At 57.0% G+C, this 26,592-nt stretch carries 22 protein-coding genes; 8 read left to right on the top strand and 14 right to left on the bottom strand.

Annotation, left to right across the window (positions count from 1 at the left end; genetic code table 11):
• Window positions 1–76 precede the first annotated feature (76 nt).
• The 3 genes from RBB47_RS11390 to RBB47_RS11380 form a co-directional block, all read right to left on the bottom strand.
• Window positions 77–1,141 (bottom strand): hypothetical protein, encoded by a 1,065-nt coding sequence (locus tag RBB47_RS11390; RefSeq protein ID WP_305985917.1) that lies wholly within the window; start codon window positions 1,139–1,141, stop codon window positions 77–79.
• Between the two features lie 63 nt (window positions 1,142–1,204).
• Complete coding sequence (locus RBB47_RS11385; RefSeq protein ID WP_305985916.1) at window positions 1,205–3,241, bottom strand: tripartite tricarboxylate transporter permease; 2,037 nt, start codon at window positions 3,239–3,241, stop codon at window positions 1,205–1,207.
• On the bottom strand, window positions 3,238–4,401 hold the full coding sequence (locus tag RBB47_RS11380) for an enolase C-terminal domain-like protein (RefSeq protein WP_305985915.1): 1,164 nt from the start codon (window positions 4,399–4,401) through the stop codon (window positions 3,238–3,240). The genes RBB47_RS11385 and RBB47_RS11380 overlap by 4 nt, the downstream gene beginning before the upstream one ends.
• 132 nt (window positions 4,402–4,533) lie before the next feature.
• Here RBB47_RS11380 and RBB47_RS11375 point away from each other — a divergent pair, with 132 nt between their 5' ends.
• From RBB47_RS11375 to RBB47_RS11355, 5 genes are all read left to right on the top strand, one after another.
• Window positions 4,534–5,325 (top strand): ABC transporter permease, encoded by a 792-nt coding sequence (locus tag RBB47_RS11375; protein ID WP_305985914.1) that lies wholly within the window; start codon window positions 4,534–4,536, stop codon window positions 5,323–5,325.
• Window positions 5,322–6,101: an ABC transporter permease gene (locus tag RBB47_RS11370; RefSeq protein ID WP_305985913.1), complete on the top strand. Its 780-nt coding sequence runs from the start codon at window positions 5,322–5,324 to the stop codon at window positions 6,099–6,101. Before RBB47_RS11375 ends, RBB47_RS11370 begins: the two co-directional genes overlap by 4 nt.
• Window positions 6,098–6,895, top strand: a complete 798-nt coding sequence (locus tag RBB47_RS11365) for an ABC transporter ATP-binding protein (RefSeq protein ID WP_305985912.1) — start codon at window positions 6,098–6,100, stop codon at window positions 6,893–6,895. The genes RBB47_RS11370 and RBB47_RS11365 overlap by 4 nt, the downstream gene beginning before the upstream one ends.
• 21 nt (window positions 6,896–6,916) lie before the next feature.
• Window positions 6,917–8,122, top strand: a complete 1,206-nt coding sequence (locus RBB47_RS11360; RefSeq protein ID WP_305985911.1) for an ABC transporter substrate-binding protein — start codon at window positions 6,917–6,919, stop codon at window positions 8,120–8,122.
• A 72-nt stretch (window positions 8,123–8,194) separates the two neighbouring features.
• On the top strand, window positions 8,195–9,184 hold the full coding sequence (locus tag RBB47_RS11355; RefSeq protein ID WP_305985910.1) for a LacI family DNA-binding transcriptional regulator: 990 nt from the start codon (window positions 8,195–8,197) through the stop codon (window positions 9,182–9,184).
• Window positions 9,185–9,892: 708 nt separating this feature from the next.
• On the opposite strand, the gene RBB47_RS11350 is transcribed toward RBB47_RS11355, so the two are convergent.
• From RBB47_RS11350 to RBB47_RS11310, 9 genes are all read right to left on the bottom strand, one after another.
• Window positions 9,893–10,075: a hypothetical protein gene (locus tag RBB47_RS11350; protein ID WP_305985909.1), complete on the bottom strand. Its 183-nt coding sequence runs from the start codon at window positions 10,073–10,075 to the stop codon at window positions 9,893–9,895.
• The gene (locus RBB47_RS11345) at window positions 10,072–10,983 is read right to left on the bottom strand and encodes a dihydrodipicolinate synthase family protein (protein ID WP_305985908.1); all 912 of its coding nucleotides are present in this window, start codon (window positions 10,981–10,983) and stop codon (window positions 10,072–10,074) included. Before RBB47_RS11345 ends, RBB47_RS11350 begins: the two co-directional genes overlap by 4 nt.
• Window positions 10,980–12,461 (bottom strand): sulfatase, encoded by a 1,482-nt coding sequence (locus RBB47_RS11340; RefSeq protein WP_305985907.1) that lies wholly within the window; start codon window positions 12,459–12,461, stop codon window positions 10,980–10,982. The genes RBB47_RS11345 and RBB47_RS11340 overlap by 4 nt, the downstream gene beginning before the upstream one ends.
• Window positions 12,458–14,203 carry an ABC transporter ATP-binding protein gene (locus tag RBB47_RS11335; protein ID WP_305985906.1) on the bottom strand — a complete coding sequence of 582 codons (1,746 nt, stop codon included), beginning with the start codon at window positions 14,201–14,203 and terminating at the stop codon, window positions 12,458–12,460. Before RBB47_RS11335 ends, RBB47_RS11340 begins: the two co-directional genes overlap by 4 nt.
• Before the next feature lie 3 nt (window positions 14,204–14,206).
• On the bottom strand, window positions 14,207–15,100 hold the full coding sequence (locus RBB47_RS11330) for an ABC transporter permease (protein WP_305985905.1): 894 nt from the start codon (window positions 15,098–15,100) through the stop codon (window positions 14,207–14,209).
• Between the two features lie 10 nt (window positions 15,101–15,110).
• Window positions 15,111–16,115: an ABC transporter permease gene (locus RBB47_RS11325; RefSeq protein WP_305985904.1), complete on the bottom strand. Its 1,005-nt coding sequence runs from the start codon at window positions 16,113–16,115 to the stop codon at window positions 15,111–15,113.
• A gap of 64 nt (window positions 16,116–16,179) precedes the next feature.
• Window positions 16,180–17,931, bottom strand: a complete 1,752-nt coding sequence (locus RBB47_RS11320) for an ABC transporter substrate-binding protein (RefSeq protein ID WP_305985903.1) — start codon at window positions 17,929–17,931, stop codon at window positions 16,180–16,182.
• A gap of 27 nt (window positions 17,932–17,958) precedes the next feature.
• Window positions 17,959–18,834, bottom strand: coding sequence for an SDR family NAD(P)-dependent oxidoreductase (locus tag RBB47_RS11315; protein WP_305985902.1), 876 nt, complete (start codon window positions 18,832–18,834; stop codon window positions 17,959–17,961).
• Between the two features lie 13 nt (window positions 18,835–18,847).
• On the bottom strand, window positions 18,848–20,047 hold the full coding sequence (locus RBB47_RS11310; protein WP_305985901.1) for an enolase C-terminal domain-like protein: 1,200 nt from the start codon (window positions 20,045–20,047) through the stop codon (window positions 18,848–18,850).
• Between the two features lie 136 nt (window positions 20,048–20,183).
• Between RBB47_RS11310 and RBB47_RS11305 the strand changes: the two genes are divergently transcribed.
• On the top strand, window positions 20,184–21,797 hold the full coding sequence (locus RBB47_RS11305; RefSeq protein ID WP_305985900.1) for an SMP-30/gluconolactonase/LRE family protein: 1,614 nt from the start codon (window positions 20,184–20,186) through the stop codon (window positions 21,795–21,797).
• Between the two features lies 1 nt (window position 21,798).
• Window positions 21,799–22,668 (top strand): SMP-30/gluconolactonase/LRE family protein, encoded by an 870-nt coding sequence (locus RBB47_RS11300; protein WP_305985899.1) that lies wholly within the window; start codon window positions 21,799–21,801, stop codon window positions 22,666–22,668.
• 114 nt (window positions 22,669–22,782) lie between these two features.
• Here RBB47_RS11300 and RBB47_RS11295 read toward each other — a convergent pair whose 3' ends face one another.
• Both RBB47_RS11295 and RBB47_RS11290 read right to left on the bottom strand, forming a co-directional pair.
• The gene (locus RBB47_RS11295) at window positions 22,783–23,727 is read right to left on the bottom strand and encodes an asparaginase (protein ID WP_305985898.1); all 945 of its coding nucleotides are present in this window, start codon (window positions 23,725–23,727) and stop codon (window positions 22,783–22,785) included.
• Window positions 23,728–23,792: 65 nt separating this feature from the next.
• Window positions 23,793–24,728 (bottom strand): LysR family transcriptional regulator, encoded by a 936-nt coding sequence (locus RBB47_RS11290; protein ID WP_305985897.1) that lies wholly within the window; start codon window positions 24,726–24,728, stop codon window positions 23,793–23,795.
• Window positions 24,729–24,969: 241 nt separating this feature from the next.
• Between RBB47_RS11290 and RBB47_RS11285 the strand changes: the two genes are divergently transcribed.
• Window positions 24,970–26,550, top strand: coding sequence for an ABC transporter substrate-binding protein (locus RBB47_RS11285; RefSeq protein ID WP_305985896.1), 1,581 nt, complete (start codon window positions 24,970–24,972; stop codon window positions 26,548–26,550).
• Window positions 26,551–26,592: the final 42 nt, after the last annotated feature.

Genomic DNA, 26,592 nt, shown 5'->3' with positions numbered 1-26,592 from the left:
TCCCATGAAGAATGCTTATGCAGATAATCATGCCAGCGGAGACGTATTGGTGCGCCTCCGCTGTCTCCGTTCCAGATCAAAGTGCGGACACTTCCTTGACCACGACTTCCACTTCCGGCGGCATGTCGCGGAAGGTCTGAAGAATTTGCTTGGTCTTTTCCGTCGGGTTGAACGGCGGCGGCACGCCGATGGAATCCTCGTATTCCTTCAGATATTCGGGATCCTTGGCGACCTCCTGAAAGGCGGTCTGCATGATTTCCAGGACGCCGTCATCGACCCCCGGAGGGGCCAGGATGGCGGTTGCCGCCGACATCAGGCTTGAATTCCACCACTTGTAGGCATCCCAGTATTTGCCGGAAGGCGCTTCACCATGAACGCTTTCGTAAGCTTCGTAGAACGTTGGCGTACTGGCCGGATAGGCTTTTTCCGGCTTGGGCAGCGGGTTCCCGTCCACATCGAATTGCTGGTGATAGTAGAGCGGATAGGCGACGTCGCTGTCAGGACCGAAGAACTTGACGTACCCCGGCAGGCCGGCATGACCACCGTGAACCTCGTCGGCCTTGATGGCGGCCTGGATCTTCGAGAAGCCGCCGAAGCCCCCGACATACCGGAAATTCGCACCCATGGTCCTTAAAGCGAGATTGCCGAGCACCTCGATCGCATTGGTTGCGCCACGGCCACCAACAATGAAGTCGGCTTCCTCGATTGACCCAAGGTCTGGAACCTGGTCGTAGCGGATCATGAATGCAAGATCGGCGCCCGCGGACCCGACGACCCCCATTTCCTCCGGCACGTAACGCACGCCCGGCGACTTGTCGAGCACTGCCGAGGGGCTCCAGTTTCCGTAGAAATAGGAGGTACCGTCCTTCGGTGCCTGCTCGTAGACGTAGTTGATGGCGATGGTGCCTTTGCCGCCGGGCTTGTTGTTGACGATGATCTGCGGATTGCCGGGAATATGTTTTTCCATGTATTTGGCGGTCAGCCGGCCATGAAGATCCCCTCCGCTGCCGGCCGGCCATGGCAGCACCCAGGTAATCGTCTTGCCTTCAAAATAGTCCTCGGCCGCAGCAGGCAGCGCCGTGAACCCGGCAAGGGCGACAACAGACACTGCCAGCCCTCCAATCGCTCTCCTCGTCAGCATGTTAATTCCTCCTCTTCTGCGTATTCCGTTCTGGTTTCAACGTGTGTCCGGACGAGACTTGCCTCACAGGATCACCCATGCCGGCAACCAATCGGGAAGCACGGCCCGGATCTGGTCGTTCAATAGGGGCTTCATCCAGAAGACATGGACGATGCGGTCGTAGAATCCTGTCAGTATCGCCCAGCAGACGGCGACGTAAGGAATGGTCAGCCGCCATCCGTAGCCTCCCCATTTGACGAGATAGGTCGCGATGAGCACGAGAAGCGCCAGCTTCTGGCCGATGAGCAAGGCCAGCACGACCGTTGCGATGAGGTAAAGCAGGAGCTGTAAGGCGCGTCGTGTTTCCCGACGGCTTTGAAAGTCGCGCCACAATTGTCTCGGGGCCTTTGAGGAAAACCACTCCCTGCCCAAGACCAAAAGACTGAGAGCCACGCCCGGAACGATCCCGATCAGCGGAAAGGCAGCGACTTCCGCGGGCCAGCCGAATGTCGGAACGGCGGCAGCCAAAAAGACGGCGACAAGGACAAGCCCGATCAAAAGAGAGGCAAACCGGTCCTGGTCCTCGTCGCTGTCGAGGTGGCTTGAAACGAAATCCTCCGGCTCTTCTCCTCGTGCGGCGCGTGCTTTCCTGGCAGCGCGGCGCAGGGATGCGACCAGCGTCAGCACGATCAGAGCCAGAATGACCAGAACGATCGGCCGCCCGACCCAGCCCAGCCCCTGGTGGATCTTCCAGCTGAGCAGGAAGGAGTTTTCCATGAGACCGCCGAGAATGAAGGCCAGAATGACCGGTGGCCTCGGCCAGCCACCCCGTTTCATCAGATATCCGAGCGCACCGAACACCAGCAGCGAAATCCAGTCACCCAGTTCGGCCATGGTCAGCCACGCACCCATGAAGACGAACAGGACCACGATCGGCACAATCAGGTGACCGGAGACAAAGGACAGTTTTGCAATGTGGTTCGCCATCACCATCAAAAGACCGGCGGCAATAATGTTAGCCAGGACGATGTTCCAGACCATCGAGTAGGTCATCGGCAGCTGCGTCGTCAGCATCTGCGCGCCCGGCTGGAGCCCCTGTATCAGCAGGGCGCTCAGGAGCAGGGCATTCATGGCGCTTCCCGGCACACCAAACGCAACAGTCGGAATGAGCGAGCCCCCGCGCACGGCGTTGTTCGCGGCTTCCGGCGCAATGACACCGCGCACGTCTCCGGTACCGTAACTTTCGGGGTTTTTGGTGGACTGGAGCGCATGACCGTAGGCGATCCAGTCAACGACCGCACCGCCGATGCCCGGTATCATGCCGATATAGACACCGATCGCCGAACACCGCAGCGCCAGCCACCAGTTCCGGACGGCATCCGCCATCCCCTGGCCGAGTTGGTGCCAGTTGTTTTTGCTCTTGGGTGCACGGTTCGAGATGCTCGTATCCCGGACAGAAAGATCGATCAGTTCGGGCAGCGCGAAAATTCCGAGCACGACCGGAATGAGCGGTAGCTTGTCGAGCAGATAGGCCGAATCCATCCAGTAGCGCGGGATGGCAACGTCCTGGGCATAGCCGACACAGGACAGCACCAGCCCGAAAGCCGCGGCTGCAAGTCCCTTGGAGACGGACCGTCCGCTCAAGGATCCGACCATGGTCAGGCCGAGCAGTGCCAGCACGAAGAGTTCCGGATTGTTAAACCTCAAGATGATCGGCAAGGCGATTGGCAAAGACAAGGCCAGAATGACGGCCCCGAACACGCCTCCGAAGGCGGAGACGGTAAAGGCCGCTCCGAAGGCGCGCGCCGCCTCGCCCCGGCGCGCCATCGGATGCCCGTCGAGAACGGTCGCCTGCGCCGATGCGGTTCCCGGAATGCCGAGCATGACGGAGGCGATCGTGTCCGACGTTGAGGTGACAGCAAAAATTCCGAGTAGCAGCGCAAACGCCGACACGGAATCCATGCCGTAGGTGAAGGGCAGAACCAGGACGATGCCGAGCGGTCCGCCAAGTCCCGGCACCGCGCCCAGCCAGATGCCGAACGCGACACCGAGCAGGAGAAAGCCGAATCCGGGCCACTGCAAGGCGATCATGAGACCGTCGAAAAATGCACCCGCATTCATTGATTGGCCTCGCGTTTCGGGGTGGCAAGTGCGGTGTCACCGGCAGTCGACGTAACCGGTGCGGCTTCGGCAAGCGTCTTGAGGCTCGCACCAAGACCCGGCCTGTCGGAGGCCCGGCAGACACCACCGGATACGGTCGGAGGAGGGTCCGTGAGTTCGAAGAACAAAGGACTTTCGCGCCATTGAATTTCCAGCCGTTCCCCGTTGTCGAGTGCAGCGGCAAGCTGCTCACTGAAGAAATGGGCGAGCGGACCGGTCGGGTTGTGTAGAGAGACGGCAACCTGGTGTTCGGCGGCACGATCGGCAAGTTCCACAATGGTTTTCAGCGAGCCTGCGTGTTTCACGTCCGGCATGACCACGTCGTAGGCACCCGCCGTCACAAATGGCGCGACATCCCCCCACCCTCCAAAGGTTTCCAGGCCGCAGAGCCGGATCCCGGCGTCATTTGCCAGTTTCCGGAGCTGCACCAGGTCCGCGATGTGATCTTCGGTCTCGCGCAACGGGCACTCGAGCCATTTCACGCCAATCTCCTTCAGGGCAGGAACGAGGGACCGCGCTTCCAGCGGGGTGAACCGCCAGTGACAGTCGACCATGACATCAACGCCTGTCGCCGCTTCCGCAACCGCGGTCAGCCGCTCGAGGCCGCGGTCGATCAGGTCCCGGCCTTCCTGCGTACCGCAAGTCTCCGGTTTCAGGTCGTCAAAAGCGGCAATCTTGATGGCGTTGAACCCCTCCTTCGCAGCGGCAGCAGCGTTCTTTGCAAAGGCCTCTGCCGACCGGTCGCGGCTCGCCCGGTTGATATTGGCATAGAGCGGAACAACGACGCCACGTATCGCCGCGCCCAGAACCCGCCGCACCGGAACATCTTGTCTTTGGCCCTTCAGGTCGCAGACGGCCTGGCTGAGAGCGGAATGGATCGTGCGCTGTTCGAAGTTGCCTGTGCTCAGCGCTCCGACCGGTGTCATGCATTCAGCGAGTTTGTGACCAATCAACCTAGATGCGGCGGCCTGAAGTCTCGTGGCAAACCCGTCTGCGACATTCTCGTGCGTTGCTTCACCGGCGCCAACTAGGCCCTCATCCGTTTCCAGAAGCACGTGCCACCAGGTGGTCCGATCACTGACGACGACGCTCTGCGTTCTTACGGCTACGATGGCACCCACCAAAAAATTCCTCCGGCTTCCGCCGCCCTGCAATATTTGCGATGCATTATGATAAACGATTATCATTTGTTGACAGCAAAATTGATAATCGTTTATCAAATTGAAAGTCAAGTCTGCCTCAAAAGAAAATGCATGAGCCGAGAGACCCGGAAAATTCAGCGTGTTGCGTCCGCAGTCACGGCACCGATTGTCGGTTGCGCCGGACTTTATGCGGCCTGGACCGCCGCGTCCTGGTGGCTTGAAAACCCCATCCTTTTGCCGCCGCCGAACTCGGTCCTGACCGCGCTGGTTTCGATCATGCAGGATGAACTGGTCGGCGACATTCTGGCCAGCCTCCATCACCTTGGCGTCGGCATGAGTTTCGGCGTGACGATCGGCTTCGCTCTTGCCGTGCTGGCGACGCAGAACCGGCTTGTGGAGCGTCTGGTCGACCCACTGATCGAACTGCTTCGTCCTATCAGCGGCATCGCCTGGATCCCTCTGGCAATCATGATGTTCGGCGTCGGGGAAACCGTTCCGATTTTCCTGATCGCCTATGTCTCCGTGTTTCCGATCTACATCAATACCGTCGCCGGGATCGCAGGTGTCGACGGACGCCTGATCAACGCAGCAAAGGTTCTGGGCGCGCCGCCTTCGACCATCCGCTGGCACGTAATTCTGCCCTCTGCCCTTCCGATGATCCTCGCGGGTTTCCGGCTGAGCCTCGGGGTCGCCTGGATGACCCTGATCGGCGCGGAACTGATTGGAGGCAATAGCGGTCTGGGCTGGCGGGCGTTCTGGTACGAGCAGTTTTTCGCCATGAACAAGAACCTGGCCGTGATCCTTGTGGTCGGCGTTCTCGGGTTCCTGTTTGACGGCATCATCCGTCTGCTCCAGGCAAGGCTGCTACGCTGGTCTCCGGCGCAGTCAGGGGCGGCAACATGACCGTTCGCGCTCGATTGTCCGTGCTGTCGATCTACGGAGCAGCGCTTGTTGTTGCCGAGTTCGCCGTGCGCTTGTCGCCGACGCCGGACCGTTATCCTTCGCCGACCGGAGTCGCAACGGCTCTCGTCCGCAACATTTTGAGCGGGCAGGCTCCGATCGCGATCGAGCAGTCGTTGTCCCGCATTCTTGTCGCATTCGTCTTTGCAGCAATCGCCGGCAGTGTCATCGGCGTTGCCATTGGCCGTTCGCGCTGGCTGGACCTCGCCTTCGGACCCATTATCAACGCCCTGCGTTCCATCGCGCCGATCGCACTCATTCCGCTGGCCGTCCTCTGGTTCGGCGTCACTGGAAATTCAGCCGTCTTCATTGTCTGCTACGCGGCGATTTTCCCGATCATCCTGAATGCCTCCGAGGCAGCCCGCCAGGTGGACATGCGGCTGGTCAACGCGGCGCGCACCTTGGGTGCCGACCCCCGGCACATCATCACACACGTCGTGCTGCCGTCCGTGGCCCCAAACACCATAACCGGTGCTCGCATCGCAATGGGGTTCGCCTGGGCCTCGATCGTCGCCGCCGAACTGGCAATCGGCGTGAAACTGGAAACGGGAGGCGCGATCAATGCCGGCATCGGTCAACTCATGGTGTCAACGCTTTTTCTCGACAGGGATGTCAACAGCCTCGTCGGCTACATGATTGTCATCGGCCTGATCGGGCTGCTCATCGACAAGGGATTTCGCCGGCTGCACCGCATGCGGGCGCCCTGGGAGTACGCATGACGGCAATCCGGATCGATCGAATATCCAAGACCTTTGTCTCCAGCCGCACCGGTGAGCAAGTCGTCGCGCTGAAAGACGTCGATCTCGAAGTGAGCCAGGGCGAATTCGTCGCAATCGTCGGGCCGTCCGGTTGCGGCAAGTCGACGTTGTTGTCGATCATTGCCGGAATTCTGGAACCGACTTCCGGCGCTGCCTATCACTACGATGCGCCGATCCTTGGCCCCTCCCCCGACCGCGGCGTGCTTTTCCAGGACTACGCCCTGTTTCCTTGGCTTTCGGTCCGGCAAAACATTTCGTTCGGCCCCAGAGCGAGAGGCGTGCCTTCCTCGGAATGGCAGCAGGAGGTCGACAGGCTGATCTCCGTCGTGGGGCTCTCCGGATTCGACACGCGGCTGCCGCACGAACTTTCCGGCGGAATGCGTCAGCGTTGCGCCCTTGCGCGCATGCTCGCGAACGAACCCCGCACCTGGCTGATGGACGAACCACTGGCGGCGGTCGACCTGCAGACGCGCACGCTGCTTCAGGAGGAGATCTTGCGAATCTGGGGTGAAGACCAGCCACCCGCGGACCGGCCGGCCGTGATGTTCATAACTCACGGTATCGACGAGGCCGTGCTTTTGGCCGATCGCGTGATCGTGCTGGGCCGCCGGCCGGGGCGTGTCAAGGCGGACCTGAAAATCGACCTGAACCGTCCGCGGTTCGAACACCGCGACCTTGCTGCCGAAGGTGTGCTTGTCCAGCAGATCTGGGATCAGATCAGGGACGAAGCGCGCTCGGCAATTCTGGAAGACTGAAAACAACCAGGGAGGAATGACATGACACTGAACAGACGCGACCTGATGCGCACAAGCGCGGCGCTCGGCTTGCTTTCGGCTTTCGCCGTGCCAAGAGCCCTCGCCGCCGGAAAGATCGAAATGCCGATCGGCGTGGGCACCCATACAAATGGCGGGCCGCTGGTCATCTACATGCAGGAAAACGGCTTGATTGAGAAAGCCTCGGAAGCGGCCGGCGTCGACGTTGCGCCTGAGTTTCAGGATTTTCAGGCGCTGCTTCGCATGCTTCAGGGCGTCGCTGCGGGACAGTTGCAATACGGCATGCTCGGTTCGACTCCGTTGATCCGTCTGCTAGCAACACCCAACCCGGCTATCCCGATCGCGATCGCCGGCGGCGGGCTGGATTTTCCGGTGCAAGTTCCGCCGGACAGCCCGATCCGCAACATGGAAGACATGCGCGGCAAGACAGTGCTGACGATTGTCGGCTCGGACCTGCATCTGCAGTGGGTGAACATGCTGAAAGCCTATTTCGACACGTCCGATGCCAAGGACCTCGACATAACCATGCGCAACATCACGGCGGTCACCGAACTCTTCGAGCCGCAAAGCGGGATTGACGCCGTTGTCGGCCTCAATCCCGGATCGTTCGGTGCGGAAGAACGGGGGGTTCTCAGCACGCTCATGACCAACTACGGCACAAGCGGCAAGCACTACGACGGCCCCGAAGGCAAAGGTGAGGGTCATGAACTTTCATGGTTCAAAAAAACGCCATTTGCGCCCGAAGCCTTTTATCCGCACCGGATCTGGTGGGCGGTGCGCCAGCAGTTCCTGGAACAGGCACCTGAAGCCGTCACGGCGTTCCTCGTCGCCAACCACCAGGCGGCCGACGCATTGTCCAAAATGGAACCCGCCCAAGTGACCGAAATCATCGGTGATCACTGGCCGAAATCCGCTTCTGTCGATGCGAAAAACGCGGTTGTCGACGTGACGCTGTGGTATCGCCGCGGCTGGTCTTGGATCACCGAGGGCGATGCGGCGACGCTAGTCGGCCTCTCGCAGGAACCTGAGATCTTCGAAACGCCGCTCACGGCCGAGCAGGTCAAGGCGACGCTCCAACGCGGTGCGGACGCGACTCAATCGGCCTATGCCCAAGTCGGCAGCACGCCTGCGGCGGGTGTCTTTACCGACAAGGACGCGGGCGATGTGCGCGGCCTTCCGCAATGGCGAATTGCGGAATGGTCGCTCTGACCCGATTGCGGACTTGCAATGAAGTGTTCTGGCAATACCTTAGCCGGAACACTTCCATTTGGTAGAATCAAAATGGGTCAACGCAGTCGTCTTCAGGACGTCGCCGATGCGGCAGGGGTTTCGTTTATCACGGCGTGGCGGGCACTGAACCAGCCCGACATGGTGCGCGAGAAAACGGCAGAAAAGGTCCGTGTCGCAGCTCAGGAAGTCGGCTACGTGGTCAACGCGGTTGCACGTAGCCTCGTCACCTCGAAGTCAGGTGTCGTCGGCATGATCGTGCCGACGCTGGAAGACTCAATCTTCTCAGCCACGGTACAGGGTTTGTCAGACACCCTTTCGTCGACCTCGATGGAGATATTGATCGGCATATCCGGCTATGACGCGACCCGAGAAGAAGAGCTCATACGCACTTTCGTCGGCCGCCAGATCGATGCGCTCGTTCTGACTGGAAAGAACCACAGCAAAGCCACTCGAACGCTGATCGAAAAGTCGGGCATCTCGGTCGTTGAAATCTGGGACGTGCCGAGCAACCCGCTCGATCTTTATGTCGGATTTTCAAACAGCCAGATGGCTGAAGATGCGACCTTCTATCTGATCCAGAAGGGTTATCGGCGCATCACTTATGTGTCGCCCGAGAACCGCGCCCGCGCGGTGGAGCGCCTTGAGGGATATAAAGCGGCAATGAAGAAAGCGGGCCTTGAAGACAAGATCGATGTATCCTGGACGGAGCCTACTCTCCAGGGCGGCGCTGAAGCCTTCGAACGTCTTGTAAGTGGAGAGCCTCGACCTGATGCCATATTCTTCAATGGCGACACACTCGCCGTTGGTGCTCACCTGCGCGCGAGCGCCCTGAAGGTCCGTATTCCCGATGATGTTGCCATAATGGGGCTGCACGATACGGACATCGCATCGCAGGTCACACCGCAACTGACCACCGTCCGCATACCGCGGTATGAAATCGGCCGCTGCGCCGGAGAGGAAATCATCGGGCGCATTGTCGACGGCTCAAGAGGCAACTCGCAAATTGTGGCTTATGAGATTATTGAACGCGGTACGACCTGAGCGAAGGCATTGATTGGAGGTCTAGAAATAACTCCTATTTCTCCGAAAGATCATACCGACACGTTAACGATTGTACGGCGGCCAGCACGCCGCTGACGCAAATTTTCGTTCAGCATCGTGCTATACGGCTCCACCCATCATCTTGGCATCTGGTGCAAGCCATCGTCCGTTTCTTCCTTCACGCCAAGTATCTTTCGTACAACTCGTATGCGTTCAACCGAGCGAACTTCTTTTTACTTGTCTTGATTTTCGAGCCGCGCAAACGTTCCCTGGTTTCAGGATCGACTTCGGCGAACTATGGGGGCTAGTGGGCTTCGGCAAACAGCATTGAACCCACCATTTTCTGTACTTCATCAGGTGGTTAGATCGCCTCAACAAGTGGAGCGTGAAGGCCTGCCAACTTAAGCAAGTCAACGTCCCCTTTCATCGTAACCTCGACACTCATTCGCTTGAAATTGACGGACGCTCAGGATGTGACAGCACCTGCCTGGGGGAGCTTAATAGCCTCGACCATGTTTATCCTTAGTAGATCGATAACGTCAGCAGATTCAATACGCAGTCCTTCGGCAAGTTGTTTTTGGCGCCGCCATTCTTTGCGTTGAAATGACCACGGCAAACCCGTACAGAACATCCAGATATGAAGTCTGGTGGTTGATGCCGGCATTTTTCAACGGGATGTCAATTTTTACACCACACAAGCCCGCCGCTTTAGAAGTGACGTTTTCCGGCGTCGAGGTCCATTACAATCAGATCAAGACCGCTGATTTTGAGATCTGACACGTTTGAGAGCGACAGGCAGCACGCAAAGTCCCGCCCGCCATCCTCAAGATACTGCGTTGCGAAATCAAGGCCGAGCCCGCGGCTCGCGTCGGTGAAGAGCAAGGTTTTCATGTCGCCGCCCGTGCTTTGGGGAGCCGTTCAAAAAGGCGGCGTGCATGCTCTACAATCCGGGGATTGCATGAAGGCGGACCGGGCGCCCGATTCCCGCCGGGGTCAAAACCGGTGCGCCAACCATAGGCCTGTTTACCCAAGAGGATTTGTCCTTCGGGGGCTGGACGTTCCCTGAAAAACTGCATCAGCGGCAGGATATCGGAGTGTATTCGGTCGACCGTTTCCCAATCCCCATTCAGTGCTGCCTGATGCAACGCTACTTGTTCTGGCACGAAATTAGGCGCCGGAATCAGCCCATGTGCCCCGTTTCTCAAAAAAAACGGATACTCGACACCCCAGTTCCCCGTCAGAACCCGAAACCGATGACCGAATTCCTTAGCAAATGCGGCAATGTCTTCGCTCGCGGTTTCCGCTTTGACGGCAACAAGGTTCGGAGATGCGTCCTGAAGCGCAACGAGTTCGTCATTGGTCAGGTGCGTTCCAGCAATCAGCGCATTCTGGACGGCAACCGGCAGACCGGCGCTGTCGATGATCTGTCTCAGCATGTTTATCCAGTCAGACGGCCGTGCCGTTGGACCGAGAGGCGGCTGCAGGATCAACCAATCGGCACCTTCCTCCCTGGCGACCCGGCAGAGTTCGAGCTGACTGTCTGTGTTGGCTTCCATGACCGTAACACCGAAACACCCCGCGCCATTGAGGCCCCGCACGGTCTCTCGGATCGCCGAAACCTTTTCAGCGAAGCTCAGGCGGTAGAACTGGGTGACAAAGCCGAACAGGATCACGCCGCCCGCCCCGTTCTCCATGCAATGGTCCACCTGCTGGCGAAAGCCATCCAGCCTCAGACCGCCGCGCTCATCGAAAAAAGCATAAAGAACTGGCAAGATCCCTTCAAGATCATCGGTCTTCATCTGCTTCCCGCCTCCTTTGTCCACGGATACGGTCGTTGCCAATTCCGCCCTAAGAGCCCGGGATCGCTACCTTTCTGCGCGCTGGTTTCCGCCGCGTAGACGATAGACTTATCCTGATGGCCCTTGATTGTTTCCGCAATTTGCCAGTCTGTCAGTGCCGACTCAAGCTCTTCTCTGACCGGCCGCCATGCCGCGTCTTCCGCCAGATTGAATTGCTCGCCCGGGTCCGCTTCCATGTCGTAAAGCGTCACGAGCCCACCGACATAGCGGGCGAGCTTTATTCTTTCTTTTTCGATCATGAAGCCGCAGTGTGTCGCCCCGCAAATAACGCGGGAACGCATTGGAGGTGGTCGCAGCAGATTCCGGAAAGCGGAGTCTTTGCGAAGCTCAAGGCCGGCCGCTTTCAGAAACGTCGGGTATAGATCGCTCAAAGTCACGGTATCCGACCTTACTTCGTGCGGTACACCGGGCCCTGCCACAATCATCGGAATGCGAACTGACGGATCCAAAAAGAAATTCTTGCAGACGAGTGAATAGTCCCCGACAAAATCGCCGTGATCGGAGGCAAAGACGATAAGGCTGTTGTCAAGAAATGCCAGCCGATCAAGTGCTTTTAGAATACGACCGACAGCGCGGTCGACTAGGTGGATCAGCGCACAATAATGGGCTCGCACCTTTGCCTTTTGGTGATCGGTGAAAACCTGGTAATCGATATCGGCCCATGGTTTTTTCATGTTGTCGATCAACCACGGGCGCAGCGTTTCGCTCTCGGCAGTCAATTGAAGAGACGAAGGCATGTCCGCTGGATCAAAGAGTACAGCGATGTCCTCTGGCGGGTCGTAGGGACAATGCGGCGAGGGAAATCCGATCATCATTGCAAAGGGATCGGAGCTGCTGTGACGTTCTAGCAGGGCAATCGCCTGTTCGGCACACCAAAGATCGACTTGCTCGTCTTCGCTCAAGGGAGAGTAGCAGGCCCCGCCATTTTCAAAATATCCTTTGAACTCCCGGGCGTGCTGCTTCTGTTTCCCACGGGAAGCGAGAAAGTCCGCGTAATCGTCCTGAATGCCGATCTGCCGCTTGTCTTCCGCAGTGACGCGCGTTTCAAAGCCTTCGGACGCATCCCAGGGAAAGAAGTGCATCTTACCGACGGAGTAGGTCCGATATCCGGCTGCAGACAGTCTTTCCGGCCAACTGTCCAGGCCACACTGCGACCTGTCAGGCCGCAGCCAGGCACCATTTACCAGCACACCGTTTTCAAGAGAGCTCGTACCGGTCAGAAGGCTCGCACGGGCAGGCACACAGATCGGATTGGGCGACAGGCACCGCTCGAAGCGCGTGCCCCGCGCAGCCAATGCGTCAATGTTGGGCGTTTTTGCAAACCCGGCACCATAGCAGCCGAGAAAATCGGCCCGCAGCTGATCCGGCATGAAGAAAAGAATATTAGGAGGTCGGGTTGTTCCACTCCCAGTCGTCATGACGCTCTCGCCAGCACGAAGCCGGGCACCGCGCTCCGGTCGACCGGCGGATGGTCGCGGGCGTCCTTCATCAGCCTGGCAGTTTCTTCACGTGCCGAGGCAGACGTTCCCCACTGCCTGTCGACATCCGGCCAGGGGATCGAGTTGATCAACAGCCTGGTATAGGGATGCTGAGGATCTCCGATAACTTCCTTCGGCGCACCTGCTTCCGCCACATGACCCTCGTGCAGCACGATCACGAAGTCGCTGACGTGATAGGCGGTCGCCAGATCATGGGTGATGTAGACAATCGAGATGCCGTGCTTGTCCTTGAGGTCATAAAGGTTCTTGAGGATGGACGCACGCAGGCTGGCGTCCACCATGCTTACCGGCTCATCGGCCACAAGCAACTTGGGCGACAGCATCAGAGCCCGAGCCACCATCAGCCTCTGTCGCTGGCCGCCGGATAGCTCGTGTGGAAACCGCCCAATGATACGGGCCGGATCAAGACCGACGCCGAGGCAGGCTTCAGCGCACCGTTCACGGATTTCAGCAGCGCCCTGAGCGATTCCAAATCGCCGCAACGGCAGAGAAAGGGCACGTTCCACCCTGTAGTAGGGATTGAACGCACCGTAGGGATCTTGAAAGACCGCCTGAATATGACGACGCAGGCCTTTTACTTCATGACGCTTCATTATGGCCATGTCACGTCCTTCGAACCGGACGACACCGGTGGTCGCGCGGTTGAACCCAAGCATGAGACTTCCCATGGTCGATTTTCCAGAGCCGGATTGTCCCACAATGGAAATGATCATGGGCCGGCTCCCGTCCAAGGCAAAGCTCACGGGATAGAGTGCCGTGTTGCCCTTCTTTGAGAAAAACCCGCCACCGTAAACCTTCGAAACACCATCGAACTCAAGAAGCGGTGCGTCGCCTTGCTTTTGCCCGTTTGCAGTCGTTGCCGACACATTAGGAAGGAAACTTTCGCCCCCAATGGACGGCACGGATGCGATCAACTGGCGGGTGTAAGGATGTTCCGGATACTTGAAGATGTCGCGGATTGCGCCTCTTTCGACGATACGGCCATCCTTCATCACCATCAATTCATCAACGCATTGCGCCATCAGCCCCATATCGTGCCCGATCAGGATCAGCGCCGAGCCGATCGCTTCCTGGGCGTTTTCCAGGGTTTCCATGACCTGGCGTTGCGTAATCACGTCGAGCGCTGACGTCGGCTCGTCGGCGATGATCAATTCAGGTTTCAGTGCTGTTGCAATGGCGATGCAGGCGCGCTGCTTCATGCCGCCGGAAAGTTCATGCGGGAACATGCGCGCGACGCGGGCCGGAAGGCCGACACCTTCGATCGCTTCGTCTGATCGCCGTTTCAGCTCCGACCGCGAAACCGCTCCCTCGTGATCGACGATGCCGTCCCAGATCTGCTGCTCGATCCGCATGACCGGGTTCAGAGAGTTCATTGCGCCTTGAGGGATATAACTGATCCGACGGAGCCGCGTCTGGCGCATTTCCTCGCTGCTGAGGGCCAGAATGTCCGTCTCTCCCAGCAGAATTTGTCCTTTGGACACCTCTCCCGGTTTTTTGATCATGCGCATGACCGCCAGCGCGGTGGTGGTCTTGCCGGATCCGCTCTCGCCGACGAAGCCGACGCGCTTGCCGGAACCAATTGAAATGTCGACATCGGCAACGGCATGAACAATCCCGGTCATCACTGGAAAATCAACGCAGAGATCCTTGATCGCAAGCACAGGTCAGGCCCTCCTGCGCAGGCGCGGATTGGCCAATTCGTCGAGGCCTGTGTTGATGAGATATAGCCCTACGAAAAGAATGATCAGAGCCGCGATCGGCGGAATGATCCACCACCACATTTTCAAAAGAAAAGCGGAAAAGTTCATCATGTAGTAGATGCTCATGCCAAGGGTCGGCGCATTTTGCGGACCGAGCCCCATGGCCTCCAAGCCGATCGAGGCGAGAACGGCGGCCGACACGGCAGTGACGAAAGACGCGACGAGATACGGCATCAGGTTGGGCACCAATTCAAAGAAGATGATCTCGAAGGGCCCGGCGCCCGATATCCGGGCCGTGTCGACGTAACCCGCATTGCGCATTACCAGGACCTGCGCCCTGATCTGGCGCGCCGGACGGCGCCAGGCCAGCGCCGCAATGATAAGAGCCATCATTGTCGGCGTCATGCCCTCCCTGAAGGCTGAGGCGATGATGACGAGCACAAGAAGCGCCGGCACGGTCAGCAGAACATCGGTCGAGAAGTTGATGATCCGGTCGGTCCAGCCTCCGAAATAGGCGGACATGAACCCGAGGCTGCCACCAACCAGGATACCGATTGCTCCTGCGATCAGGCCAAGCTGCACCGTTAGCCAGGTTCCGTAGACCAAGACGGCAAAGAGGTTGCGGCCCTGTGTATCGGTTCCAAACAGAAGCTCGGGACTTGGCGGTTGTGACGGTGCCGCCGACAACGGCCGGGCCATGCGCGCGTCGACGAAAAAGCTTCCGACGAAGGAAAACAGAACCAAAGAGCCAACCAAAACGATGCCGATCGCAAGCGAAGGATTGCGGGCGAGATACCCCTTCACATAATCAAGACTTCGAGCCTGACGATTTTCTGAAGCCATTGTTGCCAAAGTCATCCGGATATCCTCAGGCACGATGATGCCGCGTGCGCGGGTCGAGAAGCGGATAAATGAGATCCAGGATCAGCATCGATACGGCAACGGCCAGAATGAGGACGAAGACGATACCGTAGATTGTGTAGTAGTCGAGATAGTCGACGGCCTGCAGCAGCAAGCTGCCCATGCCTGGATATCCAAAAACGATCTCGACGAGGATTGCGCCGGTCACCAACTGCCCCATGAACAGCGCAAGTTGCGTGACCTGAGGCAAAACGGCGTTTCGGACAGCATACCTTAGAAACACTCGGCGGCTTTTAAGGCCCTTAGCTTCCGCGAAATTCATGTAGTCTTCGCCTTGCACAGTAACCATCATGCCGCGCATGCCCAGCGCCCAGATTCCGATTGACGCAATGACGATCGATGTACCCGGTAAAATGGAGTGGTAGAGAACGTCGGATGCGAACTCCCAGTCCCACGCTGGGAACGCGGTGAGCGAGTAACCTCCACCGATCGGGAAATAGCCACCTCTATAGGCAACAAAATAAATCAGGATCAGCCCGATCAGGTAAAACGGGATGGCAGAGAAAACCATCACCACTGGAACGAAGAACTGCAAAAGCTTCAGATCCTTGCGCCAAACAGTGAGCGCACCGAGGACGGAACCGACCAAGAAAGCAATTAGCGTAGACGTCACCATCAATCCGAGAGTCCATGGCAGAGCAGCCAGGATCATATCCGCCACGCGAGTTGGATAACTTGTAATGGAATAGTTCAGATCCAACGTCAGCATATCGCCGAGATAATCGAAATACTGCTGAAGCAGTGGCTTATCGAGACCAAAGCGCTCGTTGAAAATGACGAGCAGCTCCTGCATGTTCACGCTACCGGGCGCAGAACTCTCTGACATCTCGGTGATTTTTTCCAAGACCGGGCTCTTGTCGCTCAAACGCGGAATGAAAAAATTCAACGTCGCGGCGGTCACCACGACAAGAAACAGCATTACCAACCGTTTCGTCAGATAAATCAGATACATCGATGCCACCGTCCATCATCTGATGTTCCGCCGGCCGCAGGACACACGGCCGGCGGAAACCAGGCTATTGCTTGGCTTCGAGATTATGCAACACGTAACCAAACTGCCCGGAAGCAAACCAGAATGCCGGTTGCATGTACGGATTTTCAGTCGTGGGAAAATTATCCCAATACGTTGTGTTGTACGGGATCCGGTGCACCCATTGGTTCAGCGGAACCTCAACGGCATTCTCGTACCAGATCTCCATGGCCTTCTTGACGAGCGGGCGCATCTGCGGGTCATCCGGTGAGATTAAACCGATCTGATCGACGATCTTTGAGTATTCCTCGTCACACCAGCGATCGAGGATCAGCAGCGGTTTGCCAACTTCAACCGCATTTTTACAGTGGTAAAGATCCAGCGTGTCATAGGGATCGGCAACGCCACCGCGATGTCCGAAGATCGACAACTCCGTCTTGCCTTCGACCATCAGGCCGCGGCTTTCGGTATTAGTTTGAAACTCCACATCGATCCCTGCATCTCGGAGCTGCTGGGCGATAATCGGACCAACAGCTTCGAAGAGCGCTAGGCCATGGAACGATCCGGAAATGGTTTTGCCGTCTTTTTCCCACATGCCGTCGCCATTCTTGACGTAGCCCATCTCATCCATCAATGCGTCGCCCTTGGCTGGATCGAACACGCCGATCTCAAATTTATCGGCAAGTTCAATGCTGTCTTCAATGTAGGGGGCCATCGACCCGAACGCCGGGAATGGCGTGCGGCTGACCGGATTGGCGCCGAGATAGGCGATATCGACCAATTGCTGCTGGTTGATGTAGTAGTTGATGGCGCGGCGGAGACGAACATCATCCCAGGTCCCGGTTTTGTGGTTCATGTAGAGAGAGTTCGGCCACCAGTCGAGATTGCCGTAGGGCGGCACGTCTCCGGAAAAGGTTGTAACGTGGTCTGCACCCTCGACCACGCTTTTTGTAAGCGGTGCCGATACGAGATCCCCGGTCATGTCGACTTCACCGGCGACAACAAGCTGCGCGGCGCGGTCATGCCCTGTTTTGGGTATATTTATGACACGTTCAGCGTCCGGCAGATCGCGAAAGCCGGTTTCAGCACCCCACCAGTCGTCCCGGCGATCGAGAATAATCTGTTGCGGCGTCGAGCGGACGATCTTCCAAGCGCCGGTCACAACGGGAAGACTGCCGTCTTCCGCATAGTTGTTGAATGTCAGAGGGTCCTTGCCGGACCATACGTGTTCGGGCAGCCAGAACAGGCCCTTACCGAAATGGTTGATCAGGTGGCGGTAGGCATAACGGCTGTCGGGACGCGTCAGCTTGATAGACACAGTCATCGGATCAGGGGCTGTCACCGACGCCACCCGGTCGGCAACATCTGAGGAATGCATGAGTCCACCGGAGCCTTTGCCGTTTTCAAGAAGCATATTGTAGGTGAAAACAACATCGTCAGCCGTGAATGGCTCACCGTCTGACCACTTAACCCCGTCGCGTAGTTTGACCGTCACTTCCGTGAATTCGTCATTATTTTGGAAGCTCTCCGCGACCCAAGGAATGATCTCGTCCTTGAGCGAATTATAGTAGAAGAGCGGTTCCATGATCGGTCCGCCGGACCAGCGGAAGGTCAAGTTTGACGGCAGGTAGGGGTTCAACTGCCCTGGATTGCGGAACTGCGGTGCGCCACCGTCATCAGGCATCAGTATCAATGTCTTCTCACGGTCAACCTTATCGAGTGCAAGCGCAGGCAACGCGACGCTCGCACCTAAGACCAGCGCCAATGCGGCCAAACAGGATTTCTTCAAGATGCTCATGTTCCTCCTCCCAAGAAATGTCGAGTCCTACGACGAGATTTTCAGATTTTTCCTTTTACTTTCAATATTTTGTGGTAAAATGAGTTCAGCGTATTCTCCCGTGCCAATTGGAAGATGCCCCCCTCCGGTGGCATAGATCGTTGCCCCGGTCGTGAAGGTGTTTTCAGGGCTCAGCAGATGCAGCGCCAACGCGGTCAAATCCTGGGGCTGGCCCGCGCGCCCGACCGGATTTGCCTTGGATTGCATCTTGTCCCAGTCGGAAGGGTTGCTCCGCCGGAATGCGTTGCGGTCGGTCTGGATGAGGCCTGGAGCAATGTTGTTGATCATGATGCCTTTGGGCGCCGCCTGAATGGCGAGGTTCTCGATCAGGTTCTTCATCGCCGCCTTGGTCATGGCGTAGATCGGCATTTCCGGCGAGGGCGCAACCTCCTGAACCGAGCCGATCGCAAGTATGCGCCCGTAGCCTGATGACGCCATTTTCGGCATGAGCGTCTGCAGAAGTTCAATGTTGGACTGAAGATTGATCCGGATCTGGTCGGAGACGTCTGCTGGCGACTGAAGCAAAAACGGAACGTGATACTGGATGGATGCGGAGAGAACGAGTGTATCGATCGGGCCAGCGGTTTCCTGGGCCCTTTCCGCCAACAGGATACCTCCATTTGCCTGCATCAGGTCTTGTTCGACGCAGATGGCGTTGCCGCCATCGGCCAGTATCCGGTCGACAAGCACCTGCGCTGCTTCCGCACGGCCAAAGCTGCTGTCGGCCGCAGCACTGAAATTCACCGCGACATTCGCGCCGCGCATCGCGAGCTGGTAGGAAAGTTCGGCGGCGATACCACGGCTTCCCCCGGTGACTAAAACGCGATGTCCGGCAAACTCTGAAGATGAGACTTTACCTGTCATACTCATTTCACTCCTAGGCGTCCGGACCGGCGCCGCTCATACCGGCAAAGCTCAACGCAGTTTCGAGCTGTCTGACATCGAGCGGATCAAGCGCATTCTCGTCTGGGAAAAAGCCGATCCCTTGTTGACGGTCCACAGTGACCGAACCGCTGGAGACGTTAGTTTCGGACCCGCGTATCTCATCGAATTTCGCGCTTTCGCCGACCTGGCGTTCCAGGATCAGGAAGGAAGGCAATGCAGCAGCGACATGGGTGGAAACAGCATCAAGCACGGGGCCGACCGGGTTGTGAAGGCTACAGGCAATCTGTTTTGCTGCTGCCAGCCGCAACATCGCGATACCGTCTGCAACACCGGTCATTCTAATGTCGGGCAGGACAACATCGTGACCTTCGCCGGCAAGGACTAATTCCATTTCCGCTAGGTTCGAAACTGTTTCAGCGCCAGCGAGCATCAGGTCCGACGCATTAGCGGATTGCCTTAGGGAACGCTGTTCCTGCCCGGACAATGATGCCATTGCGCAAGGTTCTTCGACCCAGAAGACTCCGAGCGCACCGAGGTCGCAGAATATCGAGCGCGCCAGATATGGGTTGAAGCGGGCGTGGCAATCAACAAGCAGTTTTTGACCGGCATGAAGCTTCTCCCGAACAGCTGCAATGCGCTGTAAACCGTTATCGATCAGCTTCGCCTGCTGTCTGAGCGGTGTGCTATCCCAGCGCAACCCATCGAACGGTGCGATCTTAACCGCCTGCGCACCGCTTGACGCCAACGCCTTTTCCGCTTGCTCCGCAAAGCCTTTCGGTGACCTGTCGGCTATTCCGCGGTTGATGTTGGCATAAAAGGAAACGTTTTCACGCTCCGCACCTCCGAACAGACAATAAAGTGGTACCGAAGCCATTTGAGAGAGGCCGTGTAGCCAGGCTTGTTCCAGGGCTGAGGCAAAAGTTGCGCGCGCACCTGACATATTGGCCTGGCGAAAGCGCCCGATAAGATCAGCTATATCTTGAGCAGGTTCGACACGCAGACTTTCCTGCAAGCGATTGAGCAGGCTTTCCAATTCACGCTCTGCGCCAAAAAGCGTCGCCTCTCCCCAGCCGTTGACGCCGGATGAGAAGCCCAGACACAGGAACACCCAGGTCGTTTTGCCGGAAATCTGAACCTGATAGCCGTCAACGCGTACAATCGTGCATCGTGGTTGAGTTTCCAAAAAACTCAATTTTCTCACCTCAATTTTCTTTTTGTTCCATGATACGGAACATTTTTAAGAGCATCTGTCAATATGTATCAAATTTAAACTTGAACGCGCGTGTGAATGAAAATAGTTTCGCTCCATGACACACAGCGACCCGTTCATGGATAAACCCGCCGCCGAAGTGCCGGGCGCACAGGCATTGGTCCGTGGCCTCGATGTCCTCATGACAATCGGTGCCGCCCCCGCCCCAATGCGCTTTGCAGAATTGCAGAAAGCTCTTGATATTCCCAAAGGATCGCTCCACCGACTACTAGCGGCGCTTCAAAGCCGGGATCTGGTCCGCTTCGAGGAACACGGCAAACGGTATTCACTGGGTTCAAAGGTCTTCGACCTCGCCCGGCGAACGATCGACCAGTCGTCAGTTATTCGTGCGGCAAAACCGGAAATCGCTCGATTATCGCGCTCGTTGAACAGACCTTGCTGCCTCTACGTGCAGGACGGTGAGTTCGTTTTTGTTCTCTACTTCGAAGATCCAGATGCCGGAAGCGCCCGCGTTGTCAGGGTTTGGCCGCGAATACCGGCTGCGACCTCCGCACCTGGACTGGCCATTGCGGCGCGCCTTCCGCACAAGGAAAGTAATGGCAAGGCAAATCCAGCGTTAGGTCAGGTAAAGGCGCTCGGATACGCCCTTTCAAAAGGTGATGACCAATCCGTTGCCTCTGCAATCGTCGATTCGAGCGGATATCCCGTCGCCGCGTTGTGCTGTCATTACGAAACAAGCACCGAAACAGCGGAAGAGTTGCATGAAACCGGTCGCCTGGTAAGGGAGGCAGCGCAGCGTGCGTCAGGCAATGTCACCACCACAGACAATTCGACCGAACTCCCTCCTAAACCAGTTTCTAGCGGTCCAGGACTGCAAGTCCTGAATACCGGTCGCGACTTTATGGGAGAGAACCCGGTATGGTGCTCAAAGCACAAACGCCTTTGGTGGCTGGACATCCTCGCACCGGCATTGCGCTGGCTGGATGATGGCGGACTACATCCCAGCCGCGTCATTCTGGAAGACCTGACCGGTGGCCTTTCGCTCACGCGAAGCGGTCGGCTCCTGCTGGCCGGTCGCCAGGGTATTCAGCTTTTTGACCCGTCGAACGGCCAAACCACTCTTCTCTTTGACCCGGAAGAAGATAAGCCTGACAACCGGTTCAATTCGGCCGGTCTTGATCGGGAAGGCAACCTTTGGGTGGGCACCATGCCTTTGGACAACACCACTGGATACGGCAGCCTTTACAAAATTAGCCCCGATCTATCCGTCGACGTCATGCTGGAAAATGCGGGCCTGCCCAAGAACCCCGCTCTCTCGCCAGATGGCAAGAGCCTTTACATCTCTGACGGCAGCATCGGCGCACTTTGCAAATATCCGATAGACGCAAACGGAAGCCTCGGCCAACGGCAGATCCTTGTGCAGGGTTCACGAGACATCGGCCACCCCAACGGAATCGCTGTCGACAGCGACGGTTTCATTTGGGCGACAATGTATGGCGGCTGGTCGGTCAACCGGTTTGCACCAGACGGGTCGCTACAACAAAAAGTCGACTTACCCGTGCCGATGCCGACGGCACTGACATTCGGCGGGCCCGAGCTAAACACCCTCATAGTAACGTCGACCTATCTGAAAATGCCGGCAGGCTACTCGGCAATTGCGCCGCAATCTGGGAATCTCATTCGGATCGAAGGTGACGTTAAAGGTCTGCCCGCGGGCAGGTTTGACCTTTAACATGGCGTTCGAGTTGCTGACCAATCCAATGGCGATTACCGGGGAATCGCCGCTCTGGGATCCAGCGCGAGACTGTGTTTGGTGGATCGACATTCAAGCACAACGCCTCTTGAGAACGACTTTGGACGGGACGACGGCGGCGACCCCCCTTCCCTGGCAACCCGGTTTCGTAACACATGCAGAAAGCGGACGGCTCGTTGTCGGACTGGAAAACGGACTCTATCTTTTTGAACCGGAGACAAGAAAACTGGAGCGCATCTGCGAAGTTGAAGCAGATCGTGTCACCGTTCGACTTAATGACGGCAAACCGGACGCAGCAGGACGCCTTTGGTTCGGTTCGATGGACATGACGGGTCAGGGCTGCGCAACTGGCAGGCTGTATCGCAGGGACCGAGATGGTTCGATTCAGATCGTCCAGGAAAATATCGTTGTGCCGAACGCGATCGCTCCATCCCCAGACGGGTGTGGCGTTACGTTTGTGGATACTCCCAGCCGAAAGCTTGAATATCTTGCCAGTGACAAAGCGACCGGCGAGCTCGTCACACGGAGAACAATCACCGAATTTGGTACAGGTGAACACCCGGACGGCGCTTGTTTTGACTGTCACGGGAATCTCTGGATTGCTCTCATTGGCGAGGGTGACATTCGACAGATCTCGCTTAATGGTGACGAGTTGCAGCGCATTCCAGCTCCCGTAACCCGACCGACAATGCCATGCCTGGGAGGTTTTGATGGGAACCATCTGTTTGTCACAAATCAGCGCCGGTTCTTAAGTCACACCCAATTGTCCGCACAGCCATTCGCAGGAGGACTGATGGCAATGCAAGTGGCAGCGCAAGCGGGGCCCTTGTTCAAGGTTGCAGGGCTATGAACCCTTAAGCAGTTTAAAACCTCCGCATCGGTCTCACTTGACACCGCCGGTGTAACTTTTTTGCGGCCCCTGTACCAAAGTCGTAAACTCCTGACGAAGCTGCCAATCGCACCTCTAAATCTCGCCAGCAATCGATGTTTCGAGAAATGCTTTCTTGTGCTCCAAGGCGGAGTGTATTGATAACGCAAAAACCATTTTCGTATATGCAGTTTCGAGGGTCATTTCACACCCGTCGATCACGTTACATTCAACCAGCACCGCACCAGCCGCGTGAGTTCCGAGTGCTATTCCTCCTTCAGGGCACTGGCTGACCGCTAAGACAGGGACATTCCTGTTTTTCGCAGCGATCAAAGCCTCACGGAACGCTTGAGTTTCCGAGACGGTGCCTGAACCGTAACACCGAGGCACGAGCCCATCGCACTGCGTTGCCGCGAATTGAAGAACGCTCTCTATCATTCCCGGAGCGACGGCAATAACACCGACCCTTGCAGATTCTGCAGCGTGATATGCAAGCTCGGGAGAACGCCATATTGACTCGCGATCACTTGCCATCGACCCAAAAGCGTCATGCTTGCGCGAATGGGTTTTGTAGAAACGGGCTCCGTGTAGTCTGCGACCAGAAAAAAAGACCCAGACGCCGGATGGGGCTTCGAGAACGCATTGAAATGCACCCAACATGTTCGACGCTGCATCATTGCCTTCAACCGTCAAAGGGAGCATAGATCCCGTTAGAACGACCGGTTTGGCAAGGCCCTCCAAGGCAAAGCAAAGCGCCGCTGATGTATAGGCCAAGGTGTCTGTGCCGTGCGTTATGACAAATCCTTCATAGCGTTCATGAGTTTCGGAAATCAGCTGTGCAATTCGGTTCCAATCCGATGGATTGGCGTTTGCACTGTCGATGAGAGGGGAAAGAACGCACACATCAATTTCATGGCCACGAAGCTTTTCGCGCAACTCCCGATTTACAAAGTCTTCGACAACTCCGGTTTTCGGCTGGAAACCATGAGGACCGTTGACCATGCTGATCGTGCCACGTGTGTGAACCAACAAATTGGTCATGAGGGCCTCTTTGACTTGACGAGATTGACGGCTAAGCAGCGCGCAGGAACTTTGCGAGCCGAAGCTTAGCTTGGATTTGCGACTTCAATATCCGCGTTTTCGTGCTCAGCAAATTCCTGCAACTCTTCTGCCAGCACTTTTCTGAAGAGTGCGATCTCCGGCGCATCCCAGATATCCGAATGTGCTGAAAAACCATATTGAAGCGTCACCCTTGGAACCAATTCCCGAACGACAACACCCATAGGGCGAAAAAGCGGTGCAGCAAACGGTTCCGCAACTGATATTGCCAGCCCGGCTGCAACAAGCGAGTATCGCGTCGCCGAAGTTTGGCACCAGATACGCTTGTTGACATCGGACATATGCTTTTCGCGAACGGTCTCCGCCCGATCCATGCCGCGGTCGGCCGCAGGATTCGGGATCAAACCAAGCACTTCGTAGCCCTTGAGATCGTCTGACGTGACCTTTTTCTTTTCTGTCAGTGGGTGGCCTTTGAACGCAGCAAAGACATAAGCGGCTTCAGCCAGTTTCAAGGTTTGAATTCCATCCAACTCGGGCAGCAGGAATGACAGCAGGGCATCCACACGTCGCGATTTCAGCAGACTCAGGCTTTCGTTGTACGTCGCGGTTTCAATCTCTATCGCGATGTCCGGGCGCTCGGCGTGGAGCTTACGAATTGCGCCGGGTAAAATCGCGGTGGAGAGTGTGGGCAGACAGGCAAGCCGTAGCCGACGATTAATCCCGGAGCGGATCAGACGAACGGCGTCTTTCAGTGCGTCAACGCCGGCAAAATGTCTTTCCACCTGTTCGTAAAACGCGCGCCCCTGTGCGGTTAACTCCACACCGCGCGCAGAGCGAAAGAACAGCGCGAAACCAACATTGTTCTCAAGCTCGGAGATCATTCGGCTTGCTCCGGATTGGGTCACTCCCATTGAGTCCGCTGCAGCCGACACCGTGCCCATGCGCACAACCGCGAGGAAAATCTCCAACTGTCTGAAGGTCAACGGTTTTCCTCGCACTCATAGGCCATGACTATTTCGCATTCGTCAAACTTGCCTTCCGAATCTTACGATTTGCGCGCGATTGCCATCCGAACGAGCACTGCTTGTGCCGCAGGAAGAAGCACCACCCTCGCATTTTAGGGCGAATGAAGGGGGATCACAATCAGGCTGTGACGCAGTTGCCGCGCCCTGACGTCTTTGCGTTTTGCCCTGGAGAACAGGGGTTCAAACTAAGAGGGGAACTATGCAAAAAAAACTCATAATTGCGGCTCAGGCGTTGCTTTTGGCGACAACCGGCTTTGCTTCCGCCGAAACGTTGAACTGGGCTCGCGCCGGCGACAGCCTCACGCTTGACCCGCATGCTCAGAATGAGGGACCGACGCACGCGCTGGCACACCAGATCTACGAACCTCTGCTTTTACGGGACATGACGGGTGAAATCGTACCTGGACTAGCCACCGAATGGACTCCGAGTCCTGACAATCCCAACGTCTGGGTGTTCAAACTGCGGGAAGGCGTGACCTTTCACGATGGCGCAGACTTCGATTCCGAGGATGCTGAATTCTCGTTAAATCGCGCCATGACACCTAACAGCGCCATGAAAGAATTGCTATCTTCAGTCAAGGAAGTTCGCGCATCTGGCGCTTATACTCTTGAGATCGAGACCAACGGTCCAAACCCGCTGTTGCCCGCCAATCTCACCAACCTGTTCATCATCGACAAAGGTTGGGCAGAAGCAAACAACACCGTTGAAGTTCAAAATTTCGAAGCCGGCGAAGCAACCTTTGCATCGCGCAATACCAATGGGACCGGACCCTACGAGCTGATCAGCCGAGTTCCTGACAACAGGACAGTTCTGGAAGGCTTCGATGGTTATTGGGGCAAGGCCGAATTCCCGCTTGAAGTCACCAAGATCAACTATACCCCGATCAAGAACCCAGCGACCCGCGTGGCAGCCTTGCTGTCGGGAGAAGTGGATTTCACGCAGGACGTGCCGGTGCAGGATCTGGCCAGGGTCGATAGCGATCCGAACCTGAAGGTGATCAAGGCGCCACAGAACAGGGTTATCTTCTTCGGGATCAACCAAGGTGATGCTGACCTGACAACCGATAACATCGAGGGTGCAAATCCCTTTGCCGACGCACGTGTGCGCAAGGCCATGAACATGGCTCTGAACCGCGAAGCAATCCAGAAGATCGTGATGCGTGGCCAGTCGATCCCGGCCGGTGCCGTGATGCCGCCGTTTGTCAACGGTTGGACCGAAGCGCTTGATACTATCCCGGAAAACAACATCGACACCGCGAAATCGCTTATGGAAGAAGCCGGCTACGGTGACGGGTTCTCGGTGCGTTTGAACTGCCCGAACGATCGGTACATTAACGACGAGGCAATCTGTCAGGCAACTGTCGGCATGATGGCGCAGATCGGTATCGAAGTTCAGCTAGAGTCGCTGCCAAAAGCGCAGCACTTCCCACATATACCTGACCTTGAAACCGACTTCTACATGTTGGGCTGGGGGGTCCCGACCTATGACTCGGAGTATATCTTCAATTTCCTTGTCCACTCCAAACAGGAAGAGATCGGCACCTGGAACGGGACCCGTTATTCCAACCCAGAGATCGACGAGAAGATCGTCTCTTTGGCCTCGGAAACCGATCTGGAAATACGCAACGCGACAATTGCCGAGATTTGGGCACAGGTGCAGGAGGATGTCGTTTACCTGCCTGTCCACCACCAGGTTCTGAACTGGGGTATGGCGAACAAGGTTGAAACCGTCGTCGACCCGGAAGATTCGCCGAAGTTCAAGTATTTCAAATTCAACTAATCCTCCCGGCGCGGTCCAAGAGCAATTTGGGCCGCGTCAGAT

Source organism: Roseibium sp. MMSF_3544, assembly GCF_030732845.1.
In the GTDB taxonomy this organism is placed as follows: Bacteria; Pseudomonadota; Alphaproteobacteria; order Rhizobiales; family Stappiaceae; genus Roseibium.
Note: the sequence above shows the minus strand (reverse complement) of the source record. Positions and strands in the feature narration are given on the sequence as shown.